The organism is Bacteroides nordii, assembly GCF_019930665.1.
In the GTDB taxonomy this organism is placed as follows: domain Bacteria; phylum Bacteroidota; class Bacteroidia; order Bacteroidales; family Bacteroidaceae; genus Bacteroides; species Bacteroides nordii.
Window position 1 is genome coordinate 3,905,479 of record NZ_CP082886.1, and the last position, 18,880, is coordinate 3,924,358.

The window sequence follows — 18,880 nt, forward strand, 5'->3', positions numbered from 1 at the left end:
AGATTTTATTTTTATTGTTGTTTACTGTACTCCCGGTACATTTCTGCTATCTCATCTGCCGAAATACCAAGTGTATAAAGTTGTTTGAAGAAATAATCCAGCTCCTCTTTCAAAAATGTTTTTCGCCGAAGAGAGAGAATCTTCTTCTTTGCACCTACAGAGACAAAATAGCCAATACCACGTTTATTGTAAATCACCTCCTGTGACTGGAGATAATCAAATGAACGCATGGCCGTATTGGCATTTACCTCCACAATAGCGGCATATTCTCTGACGGAAGGAATACGTTCCTCCTCTTTGTACTGTCCGAGAAGTATCTCGTCACAGATTCTATCTGCTATCTGTAGATAAATTGCTTTAGCTTCTTTAAAATTCATAAGTTAGGAGTTTGTTACATTCTATTAATAATTTCAGCCTCTTTAAAACGGAAATAGGCAAGTGTCCAGTTCATCAGTGTAAAGAAGACTATTATAGCTGATAATATGAAATACTCTGTACGTTCCGTTCTGTAAATACCAGAGTAATCGCCATCCTTTTCAAGAATTAGATTGGCCACTCCCATAGTGACTAATACATAGAAAATGGTTATGATCACTCCGGCTACAAAGGTTTTTAAGAAAGCATTCTTGGGCCAGATAGAACTACCCAACACAAAACAGGACTGGAAAAAGAAATATCCTCCAATAACCAACATAAAATCTTTCAACGTACGGGTCAATGTATAATAGGGAACGTTTCCTCCGACACAATGTGACAACGGAACCGGTGCAATAGTATCTATATCCGGATATTTCAGTGTGTAAACCAATACTCTGGTATAATCGGCCAATTTATAAGCAATAAGAAAGACAACCAAAAAGACAACAGTAGAAACCAGCCAACGTGAAATATACTTTTCAAAAGGAGTGGCAGGAGTCATCAATACAGAAAGGCGGCTTGTCTTTGTTTTCATCTTTTCCATGGTAAAGGAAGCGCTCAGGCAGCCAAACGTCCAAAGTCCCCACATCAAAAGAGGCAGAAGAAATCTCCAGGCAGGATCAGTGTCTCCATAGCCTCCACCCCGATACTGAAAGTAACCGTTCCAAATCATAATAAGCGCCATCACTCCGTACATCAACACAATACGAAGCACATTTGATCTCCAATTCTCTACCATATCTTTACGGCAAAGATTCACAAAGCGGGGCATACTGAAAAAAGTATCTTTTATCATAACTCATTCGTTTTTGTATGAAACAATTTTGCAATCTCCTGTGGCACAGATAAAGTAGCATTAAAAAGCAACTCGAGATTTATATCAGACTCTTCTCCCTCTGTGTTAGGCAATATCATCACATTGCCCTGTATGGAGGGTGAAGCAAATAGAGCCATTTCTGCCAACTCACGATTATCGCTCTCCAGAAATAACAATTTCTCGCAGATGTTTGCCGTAGACTCATCAAGCAATACACGGCTATTATCCATAATCAAAACATGATCGAGAATTTTATCAATGTCGCGTACCTGATGTGTGGAAATAATAATTGTTTTATCATCCGTCATACCTGAAGCTATAAATTTACGGAACTGGCTCTTCCCCGGAATATCGAGTCCATTGGTCGGTTCATCCATCAGTAATAAAGAGGTATTTGTAGCAAGAGCAAAGCTCATGAACACTTTCTTTTTCTGCCCCATAGAAAGAGCCCCCAGATTGATATCCATGTCCATGTCAAAGTAATGAAGGTATTTCACCATATCCTCCTTACTGAAACAAGGGTAAAACGGACTGTTCAGTTCAACATAACTAACCAAAGAGACTGCCGGTAATTCAAACTCTTCGGGAACAAGAAACATATCTTGTAAAGTCACCGGCAGACGGCGGCGAACGTCTGTATCATGATATAAAACCCGTCCGCTTTTAGGAGTAAGCAGACCAGTCATCAAATAGAGAAGTGTGGATTTACCCGCACCATTTTTACCAAGCAATCCGTAAACTCTCCCCTGCTTCAGCGAAAGGGAGAAGTCGTGCAACACGGCACGCTTTGACTTACGGTAAACGAATGAAAGATGTTCTACTGCAATCATACCTTTTGTCTTTTAATATAATGTATAAGTGTATTAGTATAATAGTACACTGCAAAAGTAGATATTCTTTTTAATATTGCAATAGATAGAGAGAAAAAAATTAATTCATTGATAGATTGATTGAACGAAAAGTCGATATAGAGATTGTTTTTGACCAATATAAAACAAACTCACTAAAAATAACATCAACTACATTTACAAACAGGATGTAGTTAATAAAAGAGAGGAGCTAAGATCACTCTCCACTCCTCCCACACGACAAACAACTAAAATTATTACTATTTGATGCCATCCAATGCCCTTTTTGCAGTAGCATTAGCGGGGTCTATAGCCAGAATTTTGTTCCAGTAATCTTTGGATTCAGGCAGCTTATTAGCCACCAGATAATAATACCCCAGATAACTGTAACACTCGATAAGCGCGGAATTGTAATGCGAGTCATTTTTGCTTTCCAGCAATGTAGCCACCTCTTCATAATAAGGTTTAGCTAGACCTTGCGTTGTTTCCGGGTCTAACGCAGAATTAGCACGTGCACGCCAGAAGTTACCCAAATAACTATCCGGAGCAGTCTGTGCTATCACTGCAAAAACAGAATCAGCTGAAGCAAGAGCAGCCTTGCGTTCATCAAGACTAACGGTCAAGGTATCGCCTTGTGTACCTTTTCCGTAATAAAGTTTTCCTATCTGAAACTGCAAGTCAGAAGTCTGTTTATCAGCGGACAATGACTTATAGTACTTCTGATAGGCATCAATAGCCTTCGTATAATCGTTCTTCTGCTCATAAACGTTAGAAATCTCACGCCATAAATCTGTTTTCGTTGCATCCAGTTCAATAGCTTTCTGATACTGTATGATAGCTTCATCATACATTTTTATAGCATTGAGCAGATGTCCGTAATACATATAATCCAAATAAGAATAATCAGCATTATCAGAAGCACCGAAAAAAGCATCGGCTGCTTTCTTAGCTTCGTCATAACGTTTCATATCCGTGTAATTATACATCGCCAAGCGATTGAAAGCAGCATGACGGGCATTCCGTTGCAATCCCTTATTGGCTATCTCCAAAGACTTATCAAATTTATGATTCAGGAAAAGAGCAAATGCATATTTCACTAAATCATTCTCCGTGGCTTCAGGAGTATCTATAAAACGGGCATATGCTTCAGCAGCCTTATCAAAGCGATTGTTCATATAGTATACTTCTGCCAGCTTTTTGTCAGCCTGTACACTTGAAGGATCAACCGCTTTCAGCTGTTCCAATTTCTCAATAGCCTGTTGTGGATTAGCTCCTTTGTATATATCGGCCAGTTTCAGGTAGGCCTGTTCACTCTTCGGATTAAAATAGATAGCTTGTTCATACATCTGGCAAGCAGTACCGGCATCTTTCCGGGCAAAAGCAATGTCTCCCTCCAGAACAGAAACATCAGCAGATTTTCTATCTATTTTCTTTGCCAAAGTCAGATATTCTTCTGCTTCAGGCAGTTTTCCAGCATCCAGAAATGCATGTGCCACAGCTATCACTAATTCCGGATTCTTTTTATTTTTTCCTTTCAATAATTGATCAGCCTGTTCCGAAGCCTGGTTCAGATCGGTCTGAATAAGAGTTTTCATTTTGACAAATCCAGCTTGCCATTCGGCATCTCCCGATTGTGCAAAAAGAGAACCGGTTGCTATAAATGCCCCTGCTAAAAATAATTGAAATCGTTTCATTGTAATCAATTTTAGTTATTATTCGTCTTTTACACTCACTATACGTACTGGTTGAGTGGCCGGAACCAATCCGGACTTTAATATAATCCGCTGCCCTCTGTCGGAAGTCAAAAATGAAGCAAATCCCCAGGGCAAAGTACTACGAGGATCGTTCAATAAAATATAAATCGGTCGTGCCAATGGATAGTCTCCATAATATAAATAGGCCTGATAAGGCTTGTAACTATTTTCCGGTGTAGCTATATCCTCAGCACTGACAGACATCACCCTGACTTCATCACGGAAAGAAAGATTAGTTGTATCGCTTCGGTTACCTAACCAGTTCACACCAATTACTCCAATAGCATCCGGTGTTTGAGCCACATAATTGATAACTTGCCGATTGGTTCGCAAAGCTTTTACATTCGTCGTAGAAAGCGATTTTCCACCACAAATAGAATCAGTTGCGAAACGCACTGTACTTGAATTAGGATTATCAAATACCACACTGATATCCTTCAAACGTGAATCCGGATAAATATCCTTCCAACTTGTTACCTCACCGGTTAGTATCCGACGAATATCCCGTACACTAATCAGTGAATCCCGATTTTGCCGATTTACAATCAGAGCCAGTCCATCCGTAGCCAGTTTAATCTCCCTAGGGAAAAACTTACGGCTATGAAATGAGTTCATCTCTTCTTTGGTCAATGTACGGGTGGTTATCGCCAGACGCACACTATCTTTCAGAAGAAGATTGACAGCATCAACCTCAGTAGTATAACGAGGGACAATTCCGGCCAAAGGATATATTCCCTCAAACACATCTATCTCTTCCTGCACAATAGGCTGAAAACTTTCATCTGCAGCAATAGAGATAACACCTGACGTATATGTATCTGTAAATCCGTCCTTAGGTTTACGGTTACATGAAGTCAATGCAACCAAAACACAAAAACTAATTAACCAGAATTGTCTCTTCATCATCACATTATTGTAATTTAAACATAACCGGAACAGTATATTTCACCCTCACCGGCTTACCATTTTGCTTTCCGGGAATCCAATGAGGCATGGATTTTATCACACGGAGTGCCTCTTTGTCCAGATAAGGGTCTACTCCACGTGCCACGCGTGCATCTGCAATAGAACCATCTTTCTCTACAACAAACTGTACTATTACACGTCCCTGTGTTCCATTCTCCTGTGCAATGGTAGGATATTTAATATTCTTTGCAAGGAAAGACATCAGCTCTGCATTTCCTCCAGGGAATGTAGGCATCTGTTCCACCATATCAAAGATTTTTTCGGGTTCTGGTTCAGCCTGTGTTACCACCTGCTTCAAGTCAGCAATATCTTTACCATTTGCTTCATCGTTACCCTTTACATCGGCAATGGAGATAGCAACTTTTGTTTCCGTCAATTCCTGCTGGCTCTTAATCTCATCATCCTCGTGTACCTCTTCATCTTTCTTGATGACAGGTGCCGTAAATTTGATAGAGCTCTTTAAAGCAGGAGGCGGAGGAGCTACCGGCTCCACTTTCTTCATTTCATCCTGTTTCACTTCCGGTTCTTCCAGTTGTGACAGGGTAGTTACCTCAGTCATTACCTCTTTTTGTTTAGGCGTAGCAAGCTTGATAAGTGCCGGAATGCTAAATCCAATCAATGCAACGACTACTACAAACAGCATCGCTATATTGTGTCTTTTGGGTGAATCTTCACGCATCTTATAGGCACCATATGCCTTGTTCTTGCCATTAAATATCAGATCACACCATGCTGAAGAGGTCAAATCTATTTTTGCCATTGTTCTTTTTCTTTTAGGTGTTACTTAATTATTCGGCAATATTTTGTGAGAGCTCACCTTTAGAGTCGTAATTCTTAATCAGGAATTCGTCTGCTTCGGCAATGTTCGTTATCACATACTTACCAATATTGCAAATTTGCATTTCATCGAGAGCGTCAATCAGATTCATATACGAAGCATCATCCGTAGCTTTAATAATCACTGTCGGAGTATCCTTTCCACCTTTTATCTCAGAAAGTTGCTTTGTAAATTCGTCCTCTGATATCTTTAGTTCAAGCTTCTGTTGTTTCAGTTCATTCACTTTACGCACAGCAGCCGCATTCTTTTTCAGAAGTATGGCCCTTAGTCCATCCGGCTTATAACTCGTCTCTTTCAACGATGTATAGTCCTTATAGTTAGGTTCACCTTCATAATAGTATAATTTATTATCACTTCCCAGCAACAATGTAATAGCCTGTGAAGCCTTCACCTTACTCTGTTGCTCTTCTGTGATATTTTTATCATTGCTCGGCATGCTTATCTCCATCGTCTGAGGTTTGCTCAGAGAGGTACAAAGCATAAAGAACGTAATCAGCAGCATATTCATATCGACCATCGGCGTAAAGTCTACGCGCACAGCCATCTTTTTCTGTTTGCTGCCTTTTTTCTTTTTACCGCTTTCTTGTACTTCAGCACTCATAGTTTTATTCGTTTTTAGTTTTCAGAAGTAGTTTTCAGAGAAGTTATCAGATTGTATCTGTTTTCTCTGAGATCCTGAAGCGAGTTCATAACATTCTTAATCACAGCATATGGAGTATTCTGGTCTGCCTTAATAGCAATACGCAAATCTGAATTCACTGCACGTGCATTACGTACCCATGCCTTAAACTGATTATCGATACTATCACAAGGAATTCCTTCATTCTTCAATACAGCATCTTGTTGATCCGCTGGTAAATCCAGGAAAGTTTTCATACTTTTCATTGGTACACCAAAGGTAGAAGAGATAGCAAACTTCTGTTCCTGCTCCGGTGTAAATGTTACTCCATACTCCTTTCCCATATTTTCCAGGACTTCTCTCATATCCGATTGTTTGTCCAGACTCATAAATATCTTTCCGTTCGGATCGACCAATATCGAAAGGATATTGCTTTCCGGAATTTTAATTTCGGAAACTGAGGCTGGAGTTGTTACTTGTACCGGCTCCTTTTTTACGAATGTAGATGTCAACATAAAAAAAGTAAGCAGCAACACAGTAACGTCACTCATCGCCGTCATATCAATGAACGTACTTTTCTTTTTAATTTTTGCTCTACCCATGATTTTTATTTTTTAAAGGGTTCGCACGCTTATTTATGAGTTGCAGCAAATGTCTGCACAATAGAAAATCCGACTTCGTCAAGGCTATAAGTCAGTTTATCAATCTTATTAGTGTAGTAGTTGTAAGAAATAACAGCCAATGCACCAGTAAGAATACCAAAAGCTGTATTGATCAAAGCCTCAGAAATACCTTGTGACAAAGCCATAGAGTCAGCACTACCACCAGCAGCCAAAGCAGCAAATGAACGGATCATACCGATAACTGTACCGAGTAGTCCCATCAAAGTACCTAAGGTAGTAATAGTACCGATAATCGGAAGATTTTGTTCCATCATAGGCAATTCGAGAGCAGTAGCTTCTTCCAATTCTTTCTGAATAGCCAACAACTTCTGGTCTTTAGACAATGTATTGTCTTTTTCCATTTCATCATACTTTTTCAGAGTAGCAGTAACTACGTTAGCTACAGAACCACGTTGTTTGTCACAGATTTCCTGTGCCTTTTGCAAATCACCTGCAGAAAGTGCTCCTTTAATGTTTTCTACAAATTTCACCAGAGTTCCTTTACCGAAAGCCGAACGAAGTGCAAAATAACGTTCTACACTAAGAGCAAGCACTGTCAGTAATAAAGTTTGAATAACCGGTACGATAATACCACCTTTGTAAATTGTTCCTAAGAAGTTTCCAGGCAATGGATGATTGTTGGGGTCGTTGTTCACAAAGTTTCCAGGGTTTCCGAGCAAGAATTCATAAATGCAGATAGCCAGTATAAAACAGCATACAATAACCCATCCAGCAGATTTGATACCTTTAAACGAGGATTTTTTTTGAGTAGTTTCCATAATCAGTTTTTTTGTTTTAAAGAATTTATTAATTTGATTGAATTTAAAATTCAGAGGTACAATTGAGCGCAACGCACCCGGGCTCTACGACAAAGAATCACATTCTAAGCCGCATAGCAAACGTGCAGAATAAATAAAAAGGAATTAAATAAGGATGCGTCTTAGCGCGAAGATGTAATATTCGCTGCTGGATTGAGCGTAATAAGGATCCTTATCAGAATGGTAGGATTTACTTTTGTCAAGTACTAATAAATTCTCTCTTAGACACAGCTTATGCATAATATCCTTCAAAGAATCGAAGATTTCCATGCTGTGACGCATACGCTGATTATGGGAGGAAGTATGTGACTCGGAAATTGGTTTAAAACCCAACTCTACATCCGAAATCGATAATGCATGTAGTCTATTGTAGAAAGCGACATCATCACTGTCTAAAGAAGCGGAAACAGCATTCATTGCAGATTCTGAAACCTGACAGGTAGCAACAGAAGAATCGTCTATATTCAATGCATTACCCCGCATGCTAAATGATAGCAGCAGAATAAACATTAGTAGATATTTAACAGACGTTTTCATTGTACACTTTATAAAAAGGTTTCAAATCATGAATTGAAATATGCCGCAAAAATAATAACTAATCAGATATAAAGCCTATAATTTACATCTTTTAATTATCAAGAATTCCAACTCTACAGTAATAACATAATTCAGTTTAATTTTGTTTTAACTAAAAGAATCTTTCTTTTAAATAAATATGTGATCTACACGAAAAAGAGCTTGATTATATATCAAGTTTCCTTCTAAAAGTAGCTCGTTTAGGGAGGATATAATAAATAGTTAATAGCGTTTCAATATAGAGTTTTATACAATATTACTTCTTGATTTTCAGAATTTCTGTGAATTGTTTTCAGTGTTTTCTTTATAGTATCACAAATAGAACATAAACACCAGAAAACGCCTTAAATTGATTCAAGCGATAATTTAATATCTTGTGATACCATTATCAACAAAATGCAGATAAACACAGATTAATGCATATTAAAACCATTGATTCCTTGTATTTCCCGCACTGGGAAGTTCTCCAGGCTGTGTTTACGTTGGTTCCCCACAGATTGGCACCGAGTTTCACAGGGGCACAGAAACTTTCACCACCGAGTTTCACAGAGAAACACAGAGTATTGATTATCCTTCATAAACAGGATAAATAAGAATACGGCTTATTCCTCTGTGAAACTCAGCGGTGAATAAAACAAAAGAATCCCCCTTCCATCAATCATCTTGACGAAAGGGGGATTCAAAAAACGGCGACTACCTACTCTCCCACTGTTACGCAGTACCATCGGCGTGATCAGGCTTAACTTCTCTGTTCGGAATGGGAAGAGGTGGAACCCTGATGCTATAGTCACCTGAAGAAGGTAGACATGTGTACAAAAAGCAATTCAGTCAAAAAGAACTAAACGTATATATAAACCATACAAAAAGGAAAGAAAACAAAAGTCAACGGGCAATTAGTAAGGCTCGGCTATGATATTACTACCTTTACACCTGCCTCCTATCAACGTCATCGTCTATGACGACCCTAAGAAATCTAATCTTGTGGCTGGCTTCGTACTTAGATGCTTTCAGCACTTATCCAATCCCGACTTAGATACCCAGCAATGCACCTGGCGGCACAACTGGTAAACCAGCGGTCAGTCCAACACGGTCCTCTCGTACTAGTGTCAGAGCCACGCAAATTTCATACGCCCACGATAGATAGAGACCGAACTGTCTCACGACGTTCTGAACCCAGCTCGCGTGCCACTTTAATGGGCGAACAGCCCAACCCTTGGGACCTTCTCCAGCCCCAGGATGTGACGAGCCGACATCGAGGTGCCAAACCCCTCCGTCGATATGAGCTCTTGGGAGGGATCAGCCTGTTATCCCCGGAGTACCTTTTATCCTTTGAGCGATGTCCCTTCCATGCGGAAACACCGGATCACTATGCTCTAGTTTCCTACCTGATCGACTTGTGAGTCTCCCAGTCAAGCGCCCTTATGCCATTACACTCTACCGCCGGTTACCAATCGGCGTGAGGGCACCTTTAGAAGCCTCCGTTACACTTTTGGAGGCGACCACCCCAGTCAAACTACCCACCAAACAGTGTCCTCGTAACAACGAGTTAGAACTCAAATAATCAAAGGGCCGTATTTCAACAGCGACTCCACAAATACTGGCGTACCTGCTTCAAAGTCTCCGGCCTATCCTACACATCAATTACCCAAATTCAATGTTAAGCTATAGTAAAGGTTCACGGGGTCTTTTCGTCCCATCGCGGGTAATCGGCATCTTCACCGATACTACAATTTCACTGAGCTCACGGTTGAGACAGTGTCCAGATCATTACACCATTCGTGCAGGTCGGAACTTACCCGACAAGGAATTTCGCTACCTTAGGACCGTTATAGTTACGGCCGCCGTTTACTGGGGCTTCAATTCAATGCTTCTCTTGCGATGACATCTCCTCTTAACCTTCCAGCACCGGGCAGGTGTCAGGCTGTATACGTGATCTTTCAATTTTGCACAGCCCTGTGTTTTTGTTAAACAGTTGCCTGGACCTATTCTCTGCGCCCCGCCATCACTGACGGGGACCCTTTATCCCGAAGTTACAGGGTCAATTTGCCTAGTTCCTTAACCGTGATTCACTCAAGCGCCTTAGTATATTCAACCCGACTACGTGTGTCCGTTTACGGTACGGGTACCTTTAAGATTAAGTTTAGCGGATTTTCTTGGGAGTATGTTTACACGCACTATTGGATTGTTCAGAAGAACGCTCCATACTATCAGGTTCGACTCTTGCGGTGGATTTGCCTGCCGCAATCAACATCTACACCCTTTAACGAACTATTCCGTCAGTTCGCGGCGCTGTCACGCCTCCGTCTCCACGTCACTCCTAAAGGTAGTACAGGAATATTAACCTGTTCTGCCATCGGCATCACCGTTCGGCTGAGCCTTAGGACCCGACTAACCCTGATCCGATTAGCGTTGATCAGGAAACCTTAGTCTTTCGGCGAGGGGGTTTCTCACCCCCTTTATCGTTACTTATACCTACATTTGCTTTTCCACACGCTCCAGCATACCTGACGGTACACCTTCAACGCAGAGTGGAATGCTCCCCTACCGATCATTACTGATCCCATAGCTTCGGTAAAACACTTGATGCCCGATTATTATCCACGCCAAACTCCTCGACTAGTGAGCTGTTACGCACTCTTTAAATGAATGGCTGCTTCCAAGCCAACATCCTAGCTGTCTTAGCAATCTGACTTCGTTAGTTCAACTTAGTGTTTATTTGGGGACCTTAGCTGATGGTCTGGATTCTTCTCCTTTCGGACATGGACCTTAGCACCCATGCCCTCACTCCTGTGATTGAACTAATGCGCATTCGGAGTTTATCAAGACTTGATAGGCGGCGAAGCCCTCGCATCTTATCAGTCGCTCTACCTCACATTAGTAATTCACAAGGCTGCACCTAAATGCATTTCGGGGAGTACGAGCTATCTCCAAGTTTGATTAGCCTTTCACCCCCACCCTCAGGTCATCCGGAAGCTTTTCAACGCTTATCGGTTCGGTCCTCCAGTTAGTGTTACCTAACCTTCAACCTGCCCAAGGGTAGATCACTTGGTTTCGCGTCTACTCCTTCCGACTATAACGCCCTGTTCAGACTCGCTTTCGCTTCGGCTGCACGTCTTCAGACGCTTAACCTTGCCGGAAAAAGTAACTCGTAGGTTCATTATGCAAAAGGCACGCCGTCACAACAAAAAGCTGCTCCGACCGCTTGTAGGCGCACGGTTTCAGGGACTATTTCACTCTTCTATTCGAAGTGCTTTTCACCTTTCCTTCACAGTACTGGTTCGCTATCGGTCTCTCGGGAGTATTTAGCCTTACCGGATGGTCCCGGCAGATTCACGCAGAATTCCTCGTGCTCCGCGCTACTCAGGATACCACTAGGGTTCAGATGGCTTCGTGTACAGGGTTATCACCGTCTATGACTGAACTTTCCAGATCATTCCACTCACCAACTTTCGTCCCAAAACGTGGTCCTACAACCCCAATTATGCCGTAACATAATTGGTTTGGGCTATTCCCCGTTCGCTCGCCACTACTAGGGGAATCATTATTTATTTTCTTTTCCTGCAGGTACTAAGATGTTTCAGTTCCCTGCGTTAGCCTACTGCAGTGCAGTATAATTGGTCTTCAACCAATTGGGTTGTCCCATTCGGAAATCCGCGGATCAAAGGTCATTTGCACCTACCCGCAGCTTATCGCAGCTTATCACGTCCTTCATCGCCTCCGAGAGCCAAGGCATCCGCCATGCGCCCTTTCTTACTTTCATTATCTTGCCTTTATACTGTTAAAACAACAGCGTACGGTTCGATATATACTTTTAGCTCTTTACTAAATTTACTTTTTTTATGTACAACATGTCAAAGATCGTGGGATCTACGATTGGAAGGTTTACAATTTACAAGTGAAATTACAAACCAAAAATCAAGATCGGAGTGGAGAATAACGGATTCGAACCGTTGACCCTCTGCGTGCAAGGCAGATGCTCTAGCCAGCTGAGCTAATCCCCCTTCGAAGAATTGAGAAGAAAGAATCAAGAACGACTTAATCACAAAGATTTATCATTTTCAACTTTCAACTTTCAATTCGAGAAGTAGTCCCAGGCAGAGTTGAACTGCCGACCTCTACATTATCAGTGTAGCGCTCTAACCAACTGAGCTATAGGACTAGTTCAAACTGAGCCTATTATTAGACCCGGCTTCTGTTTTCTCTTGTTTATCTCTATCTATACTTCTATAGATGGTTGATCTATATCTATAAATAAACAAGTACCAGTAGTACAGTTAGAACCTTAATAAAGTCATATGTCTTTAATTGTATGAACAATCAGAGTTGAATTGTCAACTGTCAATTGTCAACTGTCAATTAAAATCGCGGTATCGCTCCAGAAAGGAGGTGTTCCAGCCGCACCTTCCGGTACGGCTACCTTGTTACGACTTAGCCCCAGTCACCAGTTTTACCCTAGGACGCTCCTTGCGGTTACGTACTTCAGGTACCCCCGGCTCCCATGGCTTGACGGGCGGTGTGTACAAGGCCCGGGAACGTATTCACCGCGCCGTGGCTGATGCGCGATTACTAGCGAATCCAGCTTCACGAAGTCGGGTTGCAGACTTCGATCCGAACTGAGAGAGGCTTTTGGGATTAGCATCCTGTCACCAGGTAGCTGCCTTCTGTACCCCCCATTGTAACACGTGTGTAGCCCCGGACGTAAGGGCCGTGCTGATTTGACGTCATCCCCACCTTCCTCACATCTTACGACGGCAGTCTCTCTAGAGTCCTCAGCATAACCTGTTAGTAACTAAAGATAAGGGTTGCGCTCGTTATGGCACTTAAGCCGACACCTCACGGCACGAGCTGACGACAACCATGCAGCACCTTCACATTTGCCTTACGGCTGTTGGGTTTCCCCAACATTCAAATGCAATTTAAGCCCGGGTAAGGTTCCTCGCGTATCATCGAATTAAACCACATGTTCCTCCGCTTGTGCGGGCCCCCGTCAATTCCTTTGAGTTTCACCGTTGCCGGCGTACTCCCCAGGTGGAATACTTAATGCTTTCGCTTGGCCGCTTGCCGTATATCGCAAACAGCGAGTATTCATCGTTTACTGTGTGGACTACCAGGGTATCTAATCCTGTTTGATACCCACACTTTCGAGCCTCAGTGTCAGTAACAGTCCAGTGAGCTGCCTTCGCAATCGGAGTTCTTCGTGATATCTAAGCATTTCACCGCTACACCACGAATTCCGCCCACCTCTACTGTACTCAAGACACACAGTATCAACTGCAATTTTACGGTTGAGCCGCAAACTTTCACAACTGACTTACATGTCCACCTACGCTCCCTTTAAACCCAATAAATCCGGATAACGCTCGGATCCTCCGTATTACCGCGGCTGCTGGCACGGAGTTAGCCGATCCTTATTCATAGGGTACATACAAAAAGCCACACGTGGCTCATTTTATTCCCCTATAAAAGAAGTTTACAACCCATAGGGCAGTCATCCTTCACGCTACTTGGCTGGTTCAGGCTTTCGCCCATTGACCAATATTCCTCACTGCTGCCTCCCGTAGGAGTTTGGACCGTGTCTCAGTTCCAATGTGGGGGACCTTCCTCTCAGAACCCCTATCCATCGAAGGTTTGGTGGGCCGTTACCCCGCCAACTGCCTAATGGAACGCATCCCCATCTTTTACCGAAATTCTTTAATAATAATCCCATGCGGAAATATTATACCATCGGGTATTAATCTTTCTTTCGAAAGCCTATCCCCGAGTAAAAGGCAGGTTGGATACGTGTTACTCACCCGTGCGCCGGTCGCCAGCAATGTATTGCTACATCCTGATGCCCCTCGACTTGCATGTGTTAAGCCTGTAGCTAGCGTTCATCCTGAGCCAGGATCAAACTCTTCATTGTAAAAGTATTGTTGATTTACTATTAGACGATTGACAATTTACAACTGAAATTACCAAAAGACAATAGCAAAGTCGTTGCTCTGTTCAGGATACCGTTATTTATTGACCTTATTTCAAATACCTATATATATAAGTATTGACGGTTCTAATTTCTCAAAACATTTTACTGTCTTGGACTTGTACTACTTGTATTGTTTATCAATTTTTCAAAGAACGCTTCGTTTTTTAAATCGCTTCGTTTCAAAAGCGGGTGCAAAGGTAAGGGACTTTTTTATAACTACCAAATGTTTCTGGAAGTTTTTTTTAGTTTTTTTTTTCCGAGGATTATCTAACAGCTCTCTTGCGAAAGGAGAAAAAACCTGCAAAGAAAAAAACGCCTTTTATTTGCGAATCGGACTGCAAAGATAAGAACTTTTAAACATTGAAACCAAATCTTTTTGGAAGTTTTTTTGTTTAATAACTTAGCCGGCAATCCGCGCTTTCAATCATGTCAAGCTTAATAACTTAGCTCCTCTGGCTAAGCGGATGCAAAAGTAGACCTTTTTACAATATAAGCAAAATATATCAGGAATTATTTTGGAATAAAAAGGAAACTTTTTTGTAAGACGCTGATTTGCAAAGGTGTTGTAAAACATAAAAATGAAAGGAAGAAAAAGGAAGGGAAAAAGGAGGCACATTATAATATATACGCGCGTACGTATACCAGGGGCAATAAATTAGCAAATACATATTCACGCATGGCAAATCCCAATGAGAACAGGCATCACCCTTTCAATAATAATGCATACTCTTTTTGCATTATTCTCTAACAATCTATTTTAAATGGCATCGATTTAGAACCTCCCGTCTCCGATAATTCAGAAGTCCAAAGTAGCTAAGCCCCGCTTTCATATGCACAAAACTTAACTTAGAAATACACTCTGTAAATTACAGCAAATAAGTAGTATATTATACTATCTATGAATATACATATATAACACGTTAAATGCCAAGATCATACAAGTGACAATACACCTTCCTTATATTCACAACATCCGGATGTTGTTACCAAAAACACCCGGATGTTTTAATACACAACACCCGGATGTTTTCTATAACAACATCCGGGTGTTGTGGTTTCTTTATCTTTGAGTTATTCTCATATCGAAGCTATTGCTTATATATATAAAGGCATATTGCTAAGGATAGGAACATCGTACAAGTTGGATATTCTCTATAAAAACAAAAAGAATACAAGTTTTTTTGTAGAATCTCATTCATAAGCAATGTGCTTCTATCATAAGAATGGCTTAATATGGACCGGCAAAGTGTATTTGCCAGAATCGGATTGAAGAATATGAATGGAGGACGAGAAAAAAGAAAAAACCTTTCCTCTACGGTAAAACTATATAAAATATAGAATAATACCGATGGAAAGGTTTCATTTGAAAGAACTTACCTAATTAAAAAGTCTGTTTAAATTTTCCTCTTAAAAGTTTTTAGGGGATCATTTTGAAGTGAACGGAAGGGGACAGCTGCGAGTGAATTTTCCAGTATACATATTAAACTCAAAAAGTAAATTCATGCACTGAAACAAAGTTGCTGTATAATAAAAAAAACTCCTTGCCACATGTTTTCCCAAACGGTGGCAAGGATATTAAAAAACAAACATAAATTTACCAGTTAATTGCCTATAATCACTTTTTTGCCTTCAAGGAAATAGATACCAGTAGGAAGGTTGTTGACTGCGTTTTTACCTTCCTGAGCACTAACCAAACGAACCCGGATTCCATCCGCTCCATAGATTGAGATTAGGCGAGGTTTGTCGGTTTCAATATATAAGGTATTGCCTTGCGCATAAATATGAAGGGTATTAGCTTCTTTCAGAAGTATTTTCTCCAGAGCGGTGATATCTCCTCCGGCGCCCCCAATGCTATACATTGCCGGCGCAGTCTTTAAAGCCTCCTTACTAACAACATATGCCTCAAAAGGAATAATATCGCGCAAAGATCTGACAAAAACACTACCTGCAGGTTTTTTACTATACATAGATGTGTTAAGTGCATAAACCATGTCACTCGCTTTTATCAGCTCATAAGTAGGCACTAACGAATAATCAACAAACTCGCCTTTGTACATGGTTTGCGGAGTAGCAGGAATGGTAATCCCATCCTCATTTTCTGCACTAAAAGAGACCGTACCTACAATGTTATAATTACTATCATAGTCATTATTGTTAGGCATAGAGATTATATAAGGTTTATTCGCCTCTAATGCACTTGCATCTTCAAATCCTTGATCAGTCAAAGTTCGCAACCAGAAAGGTTTAGTACCTACTCCCCCACTACTAAATGGTGCAAGCGCTCCTTTCTCCTCATTGTAATAAGACTCCACATTGAAAGGTAAAACTATAGTTTCCCAACCAGCCGCTTCTGCTATTCCGGAAGTTAACGAGAAGTCCTTTTCATAAGAAATTTTCTTCGTTTTAAAAGCGATCGGGCAATGAAATGGTTTGCCAGATACCAATGTTATATTATCAGCCACTCCATTCCGAATTACATTTTTAATCTTGGTTATACCTGTCGATACACTTGCATCCGAATTCAAATATAACAGACAATTAGAATCAGATAGATCAATAAATTGTTGTACAGTTTCAGATGTATTCCAAATAATGGATGTAAGTGATAGCGACTTCTCTAAAGCATTAGGGTTAATGTAAGTAACAGATGCCGGAATTGTTATTGAAGCCAGAGATCCACAGCTTCCAAAAGACAGTTTACCTATAGTAGTCACTCCTTCAGGAATATTGGCCTCCTGAATTCCGCTGTAATAAAATGCCCTTGTTCCTATTGCCTTTATTCCTGCCGGAAGTGTAACCGCTTTCAGACTTGCACAACTCCAAAAAACTTCATCATCAATACTTGTCAGGTGAGGAGGAAGCTCTACATCAGATAGCGAATAACATGTAGAAAAAGCAGCAGCACCAATCCTTGTCACCGTTTCAGATATCTTCACAGTTGTCAGATTACTACAACCAGTAAACGCACTTGCTTCAATGGAAGTCAGGTTATTGGGCAATACGATACTTCTGATCTGTTCCAACCCCATAAACATAAATACCCCAACAACATTATCCTCTGTATTATAAGAGATATCATTATACACAAGATAACTATCTCCCCCACTTACAATGGTAGCCCGTTCTATGTTTAATCCAAACAATTTGTTATCAGTAAACATAGATCGGATGAAACGAAAATCAGTTCCGTTTAATGGTCCAGAGATGACGAGTTCTTTTATATTATCCACATTCCCGGCTATTATTTCTTCTAAAGTTCCGGCATCAATCACTCCCACTGTGCCCTTGTTTCCATCTATCACTAAAGTTGGTTTTTCACTATAAAAATCTTTCCATTGATCTGCAGCGGCATAAAGTGCTTCCGAGCCATCCGGAACAGTCAAATTACGCGTTGCAAGAGGGAGTCCTAAAAAAACATCCACTCCTAAACTCGGAGGAGTAGGATTCAAGCAAATCACCTCACTTAAAGAGCCGCATTCCTTAAAGCTTCCTCCCATTATAGTATTCACAGTAGCCGGAATTTTGACTGACTGTAGTTTCTTACATTTTCCAAACATGTTTTCGCCTATCCGGGTGACCCCAGTTGGTATATCGATGCTGACGAGATTCGGACACTCGTAAAAGCAAGCCTCTACCAAATCGGTTAATCCAGTAGGAAGAGCAATTGTTTCGATACCTACTTCGCAAAAGGCCCCATAGTCAATCCGGGTAATAGTCGACGCCAAAGAAACTTTACTTAGCTGTTTACACCTCAAAAACATATGGCTGCCTACAAAAGTATTCCCTTCTTCAAAAATCACTTCCTCTAAGTAAGAACAAGCATAAAAAGCATATTCTCCTATCGTACGAACGCTTCCGGGAATAGTAACAGAAACTAAATAAGAATATTGAAAAGCAGAACGGTCTATTGATTTTAAACTATTTCCAAAAGGATAAGAAGTCAGGTGACTATTAGCAAAAGCATACTCTCCTATGCTCGAAACGTTTTTACACCCAGTTATAGTGGACATCTCAGTACAACTCGAAAAACAGCTATACGGAATTACCGTTATGCCATCCGGAATATTTATGGATGTAAGCGAACTGCAATAAGCGAAGGCACTTGAACCAATAGTCGTACACGCCGAGGGTATGATTACATTCTGAAGTTTCTTATCACCTTCAAAACAACTGCCGCCGATCATTGTCACCGTCTCTGCCAAAACAATAGACTCCAGGTTTTCACATTGGGCAAATGCAAAAGAATCAATACATTTTATTCCATTGGGTAATATTACAGATGTCCAGGTTTTCATGTTAGAAAACATTCCAACTCCAATAGTATCATTTTTCGTATAATACGTACCATCATACGATTCTCCACCTGATACAATTTTAGCTTCCTTCATATTTATAGAAACAAGAGCAGCCATCTCACGAATAAACTTCACATCAGTCCCATTTAGGGAACCAGAGAGTTGTAGCTCTGTCATCGTATCTTTTTGTTCACCGATTAATGCAGATAAACTACCTGCATTTTCAACATGAATACTCTCTCCCTGGATATGTAAAGTTGCCAGTAGAAATAAAAGAATTAAATTTATCTTTATCGATTTCATATCTA

11 protein-coding genes, 2 tRNA genes and 3 rRNA genes are annotated in these 18,880 nt (G+C 40.8%); all 16 read right to left on the minus strand.

The window, feature by feature from the left end; all coding sequences use genetic code 11:
- Positions 1-11: 11 nt before the first annotated feature.
- A complete protein-coding gene (locus tag K8P02_RS15455; protein ID WP_002562764.1) occupies positions 12-377 on the minus strand; it encodes a GntR family transcriptional regulator in 366 nt (121 codons plus the stop codon).
- A 14-nt stretch (positions 378-391) separates the two neighbouring features.
- Positions 392-1,213 carry a hypothetical protein gene (locus tag K8P02_RS15460; RefSeq protein WP_002562765.1) on the minus strand — a complete coding sequence of 274 codons (822 nt, stop codon included), beginning with the start codon at positions 1,211-1,213 and terminating at the stop codon, positions 392-394.
- Positions 1,210-2,064 carry an ABC transporter ATP-binding protein gene (locus K8P02_RS15465; protein WP_002562766.1) on the minus strand — a complete coding sequence of 285 codons (855 nt, stop codon included), beginning with the start codon at positions 2,062-2,064 and terminating at the stop codon, positions 1,210-1,212. Before K8P02_RS15465 ends, K8P02_RS15460 begins: the two co-directional genes overlap by 4 nt.
- Before the next feature lie 278 nt (positions 2,065-2,342).
- Complete coding sequence (locus tag K8P02_RS15470) at positions 2,343-3,776, minus strand: tetratricopeptide repeat protein (protein ID WP_002562767.1); 1,434 nt, start codon at positions 3,774-3,776, stop codon at positions 2,343-2,345.
- 18 nt (positions 3,777-3,794) lie between these two features.
- The gene (locus K8P02_RS15475; protein WP_002562768.1) at positions 3,795-4,742 is read right to left on the minus strand and encodes a PstS family phosphate ABC transporter substrate-binding protein; all 948 of its coding nucleotides are present in this window, start codon (positions 4,740-4,742) and stop codon (positions 3,795-3,797) included.
- A gap of 4 nt (positions 4,743-4,746) precedes the next feature.
- On the minus strand, positions 4,747-5,562 hold the full coding sequence (locus K8P02_RS15480) for an energy transducer TonB (RefSeq protein WP_002562769.1): 816 nt from the start codon (positions 5,560-5,562) through the stop codon (positions 4,747-4,749).
- A gap of 28 nt (positions 5,563-5,590) precedes the next feature.
- Positions 5,591-6,241: an ExbD/TolR family protein gene (locus K8P02_RS15485; RefSeq protein WP_002562770.1), complete on the minus strand. Its 651-nt coding sequence runs from the start codon at positions 6,239-6,241 to the stop codon at positions 5,591-5,593.
- 14 nt (positions 6,242-6,255) lie between these two features.
- Entirely contained in the window at positions 6,256-6,861 is a 606-nt protein-coding gene (locus K8P02_RS15490) for an ExbD/TolR family protein (RefSeq protein ID WP_002562771.1), read from the minus strand.
- A 29-nt stretch (positions 6,862-6,890) separates the two neighbouring features.
- Positions 6,891-7,700 (minus strand): MotA/TolQ/ExbB proton channel family protein, encoded by an 810-nt coding sequence (locus tag K8P02_RS15495; RefSeq protein WP_002562772.1) that lies wholly within the window; start codon positions 7,698-7,700, stop codon positions 6,891-6,893.
- Positions 7,701-7,844: 144 nt separating this feature from the next.
- Complete coding sequence (locus K8P02_RS15500; protein ID WP_025867955.1) at positions 7,845-8,276, minus strand: hypothetical protein; 432 nt, start codon at positions 8,274-8,276, stop codon at positions 7,845-7,847.
- A 723-nt stretch (positions 8,277-8,999) separates the two neighbouring features.
- A 5S ribosomal RNA gene (gene rrf / locus K8P02_RS15505) occupies positions 9,000-9,110 on the minus strand.
- 78 nt (positions 9,111-9,188) lie between these two features.
- A 23S ribosomal RNA gene (locus K8P02_RS15510) occupies positions 9,189-12,075 on the minus strand.
- A 167-nt stretch (positions 12,076-12,242) separates the two neighbouring features.
- Positions 12,243-12,316: transfer RNA gene (locus K8P02_RS15515), tRNA-Ala, on the minus strand.
- A gap of 84 nt (positions 12,317-12,400) precedes the next feature.
- Positions 12,401-12,474 (minus strand) — tRNA-Ile (locus tag K8P02_RS15520).
- A gap of 220 nt (positions 12,475-12,694) precedes the next feature.
- Positions 12,695-14,217, minus strand: a 16S ribosomal RNA gene (locus K8P02_RS15525).
- The 16S, 23S and 5S rRNA genes sit together here with 2 tRNA genes alongside, the layout of an rRNA operon.
- Before the next feature lie 1,661 nt (positions 14,218-15,878).
- Positions 15,879-18,875 carry a leucine-rich repeat domain-containing protein gene (locus K8P02_RS15530; protein ID WP_025866985.1) on the minus strand — a complete coding sequence of 999 codons (2,997 nt, stop codon included), beginning with the start codon at positions 18,873-18,875 and terminating at the stop codon, positions 15,879-15,881.
- Between the last annotated feature and the right edge of the window lie 5 nt (positions 18,876-18,880).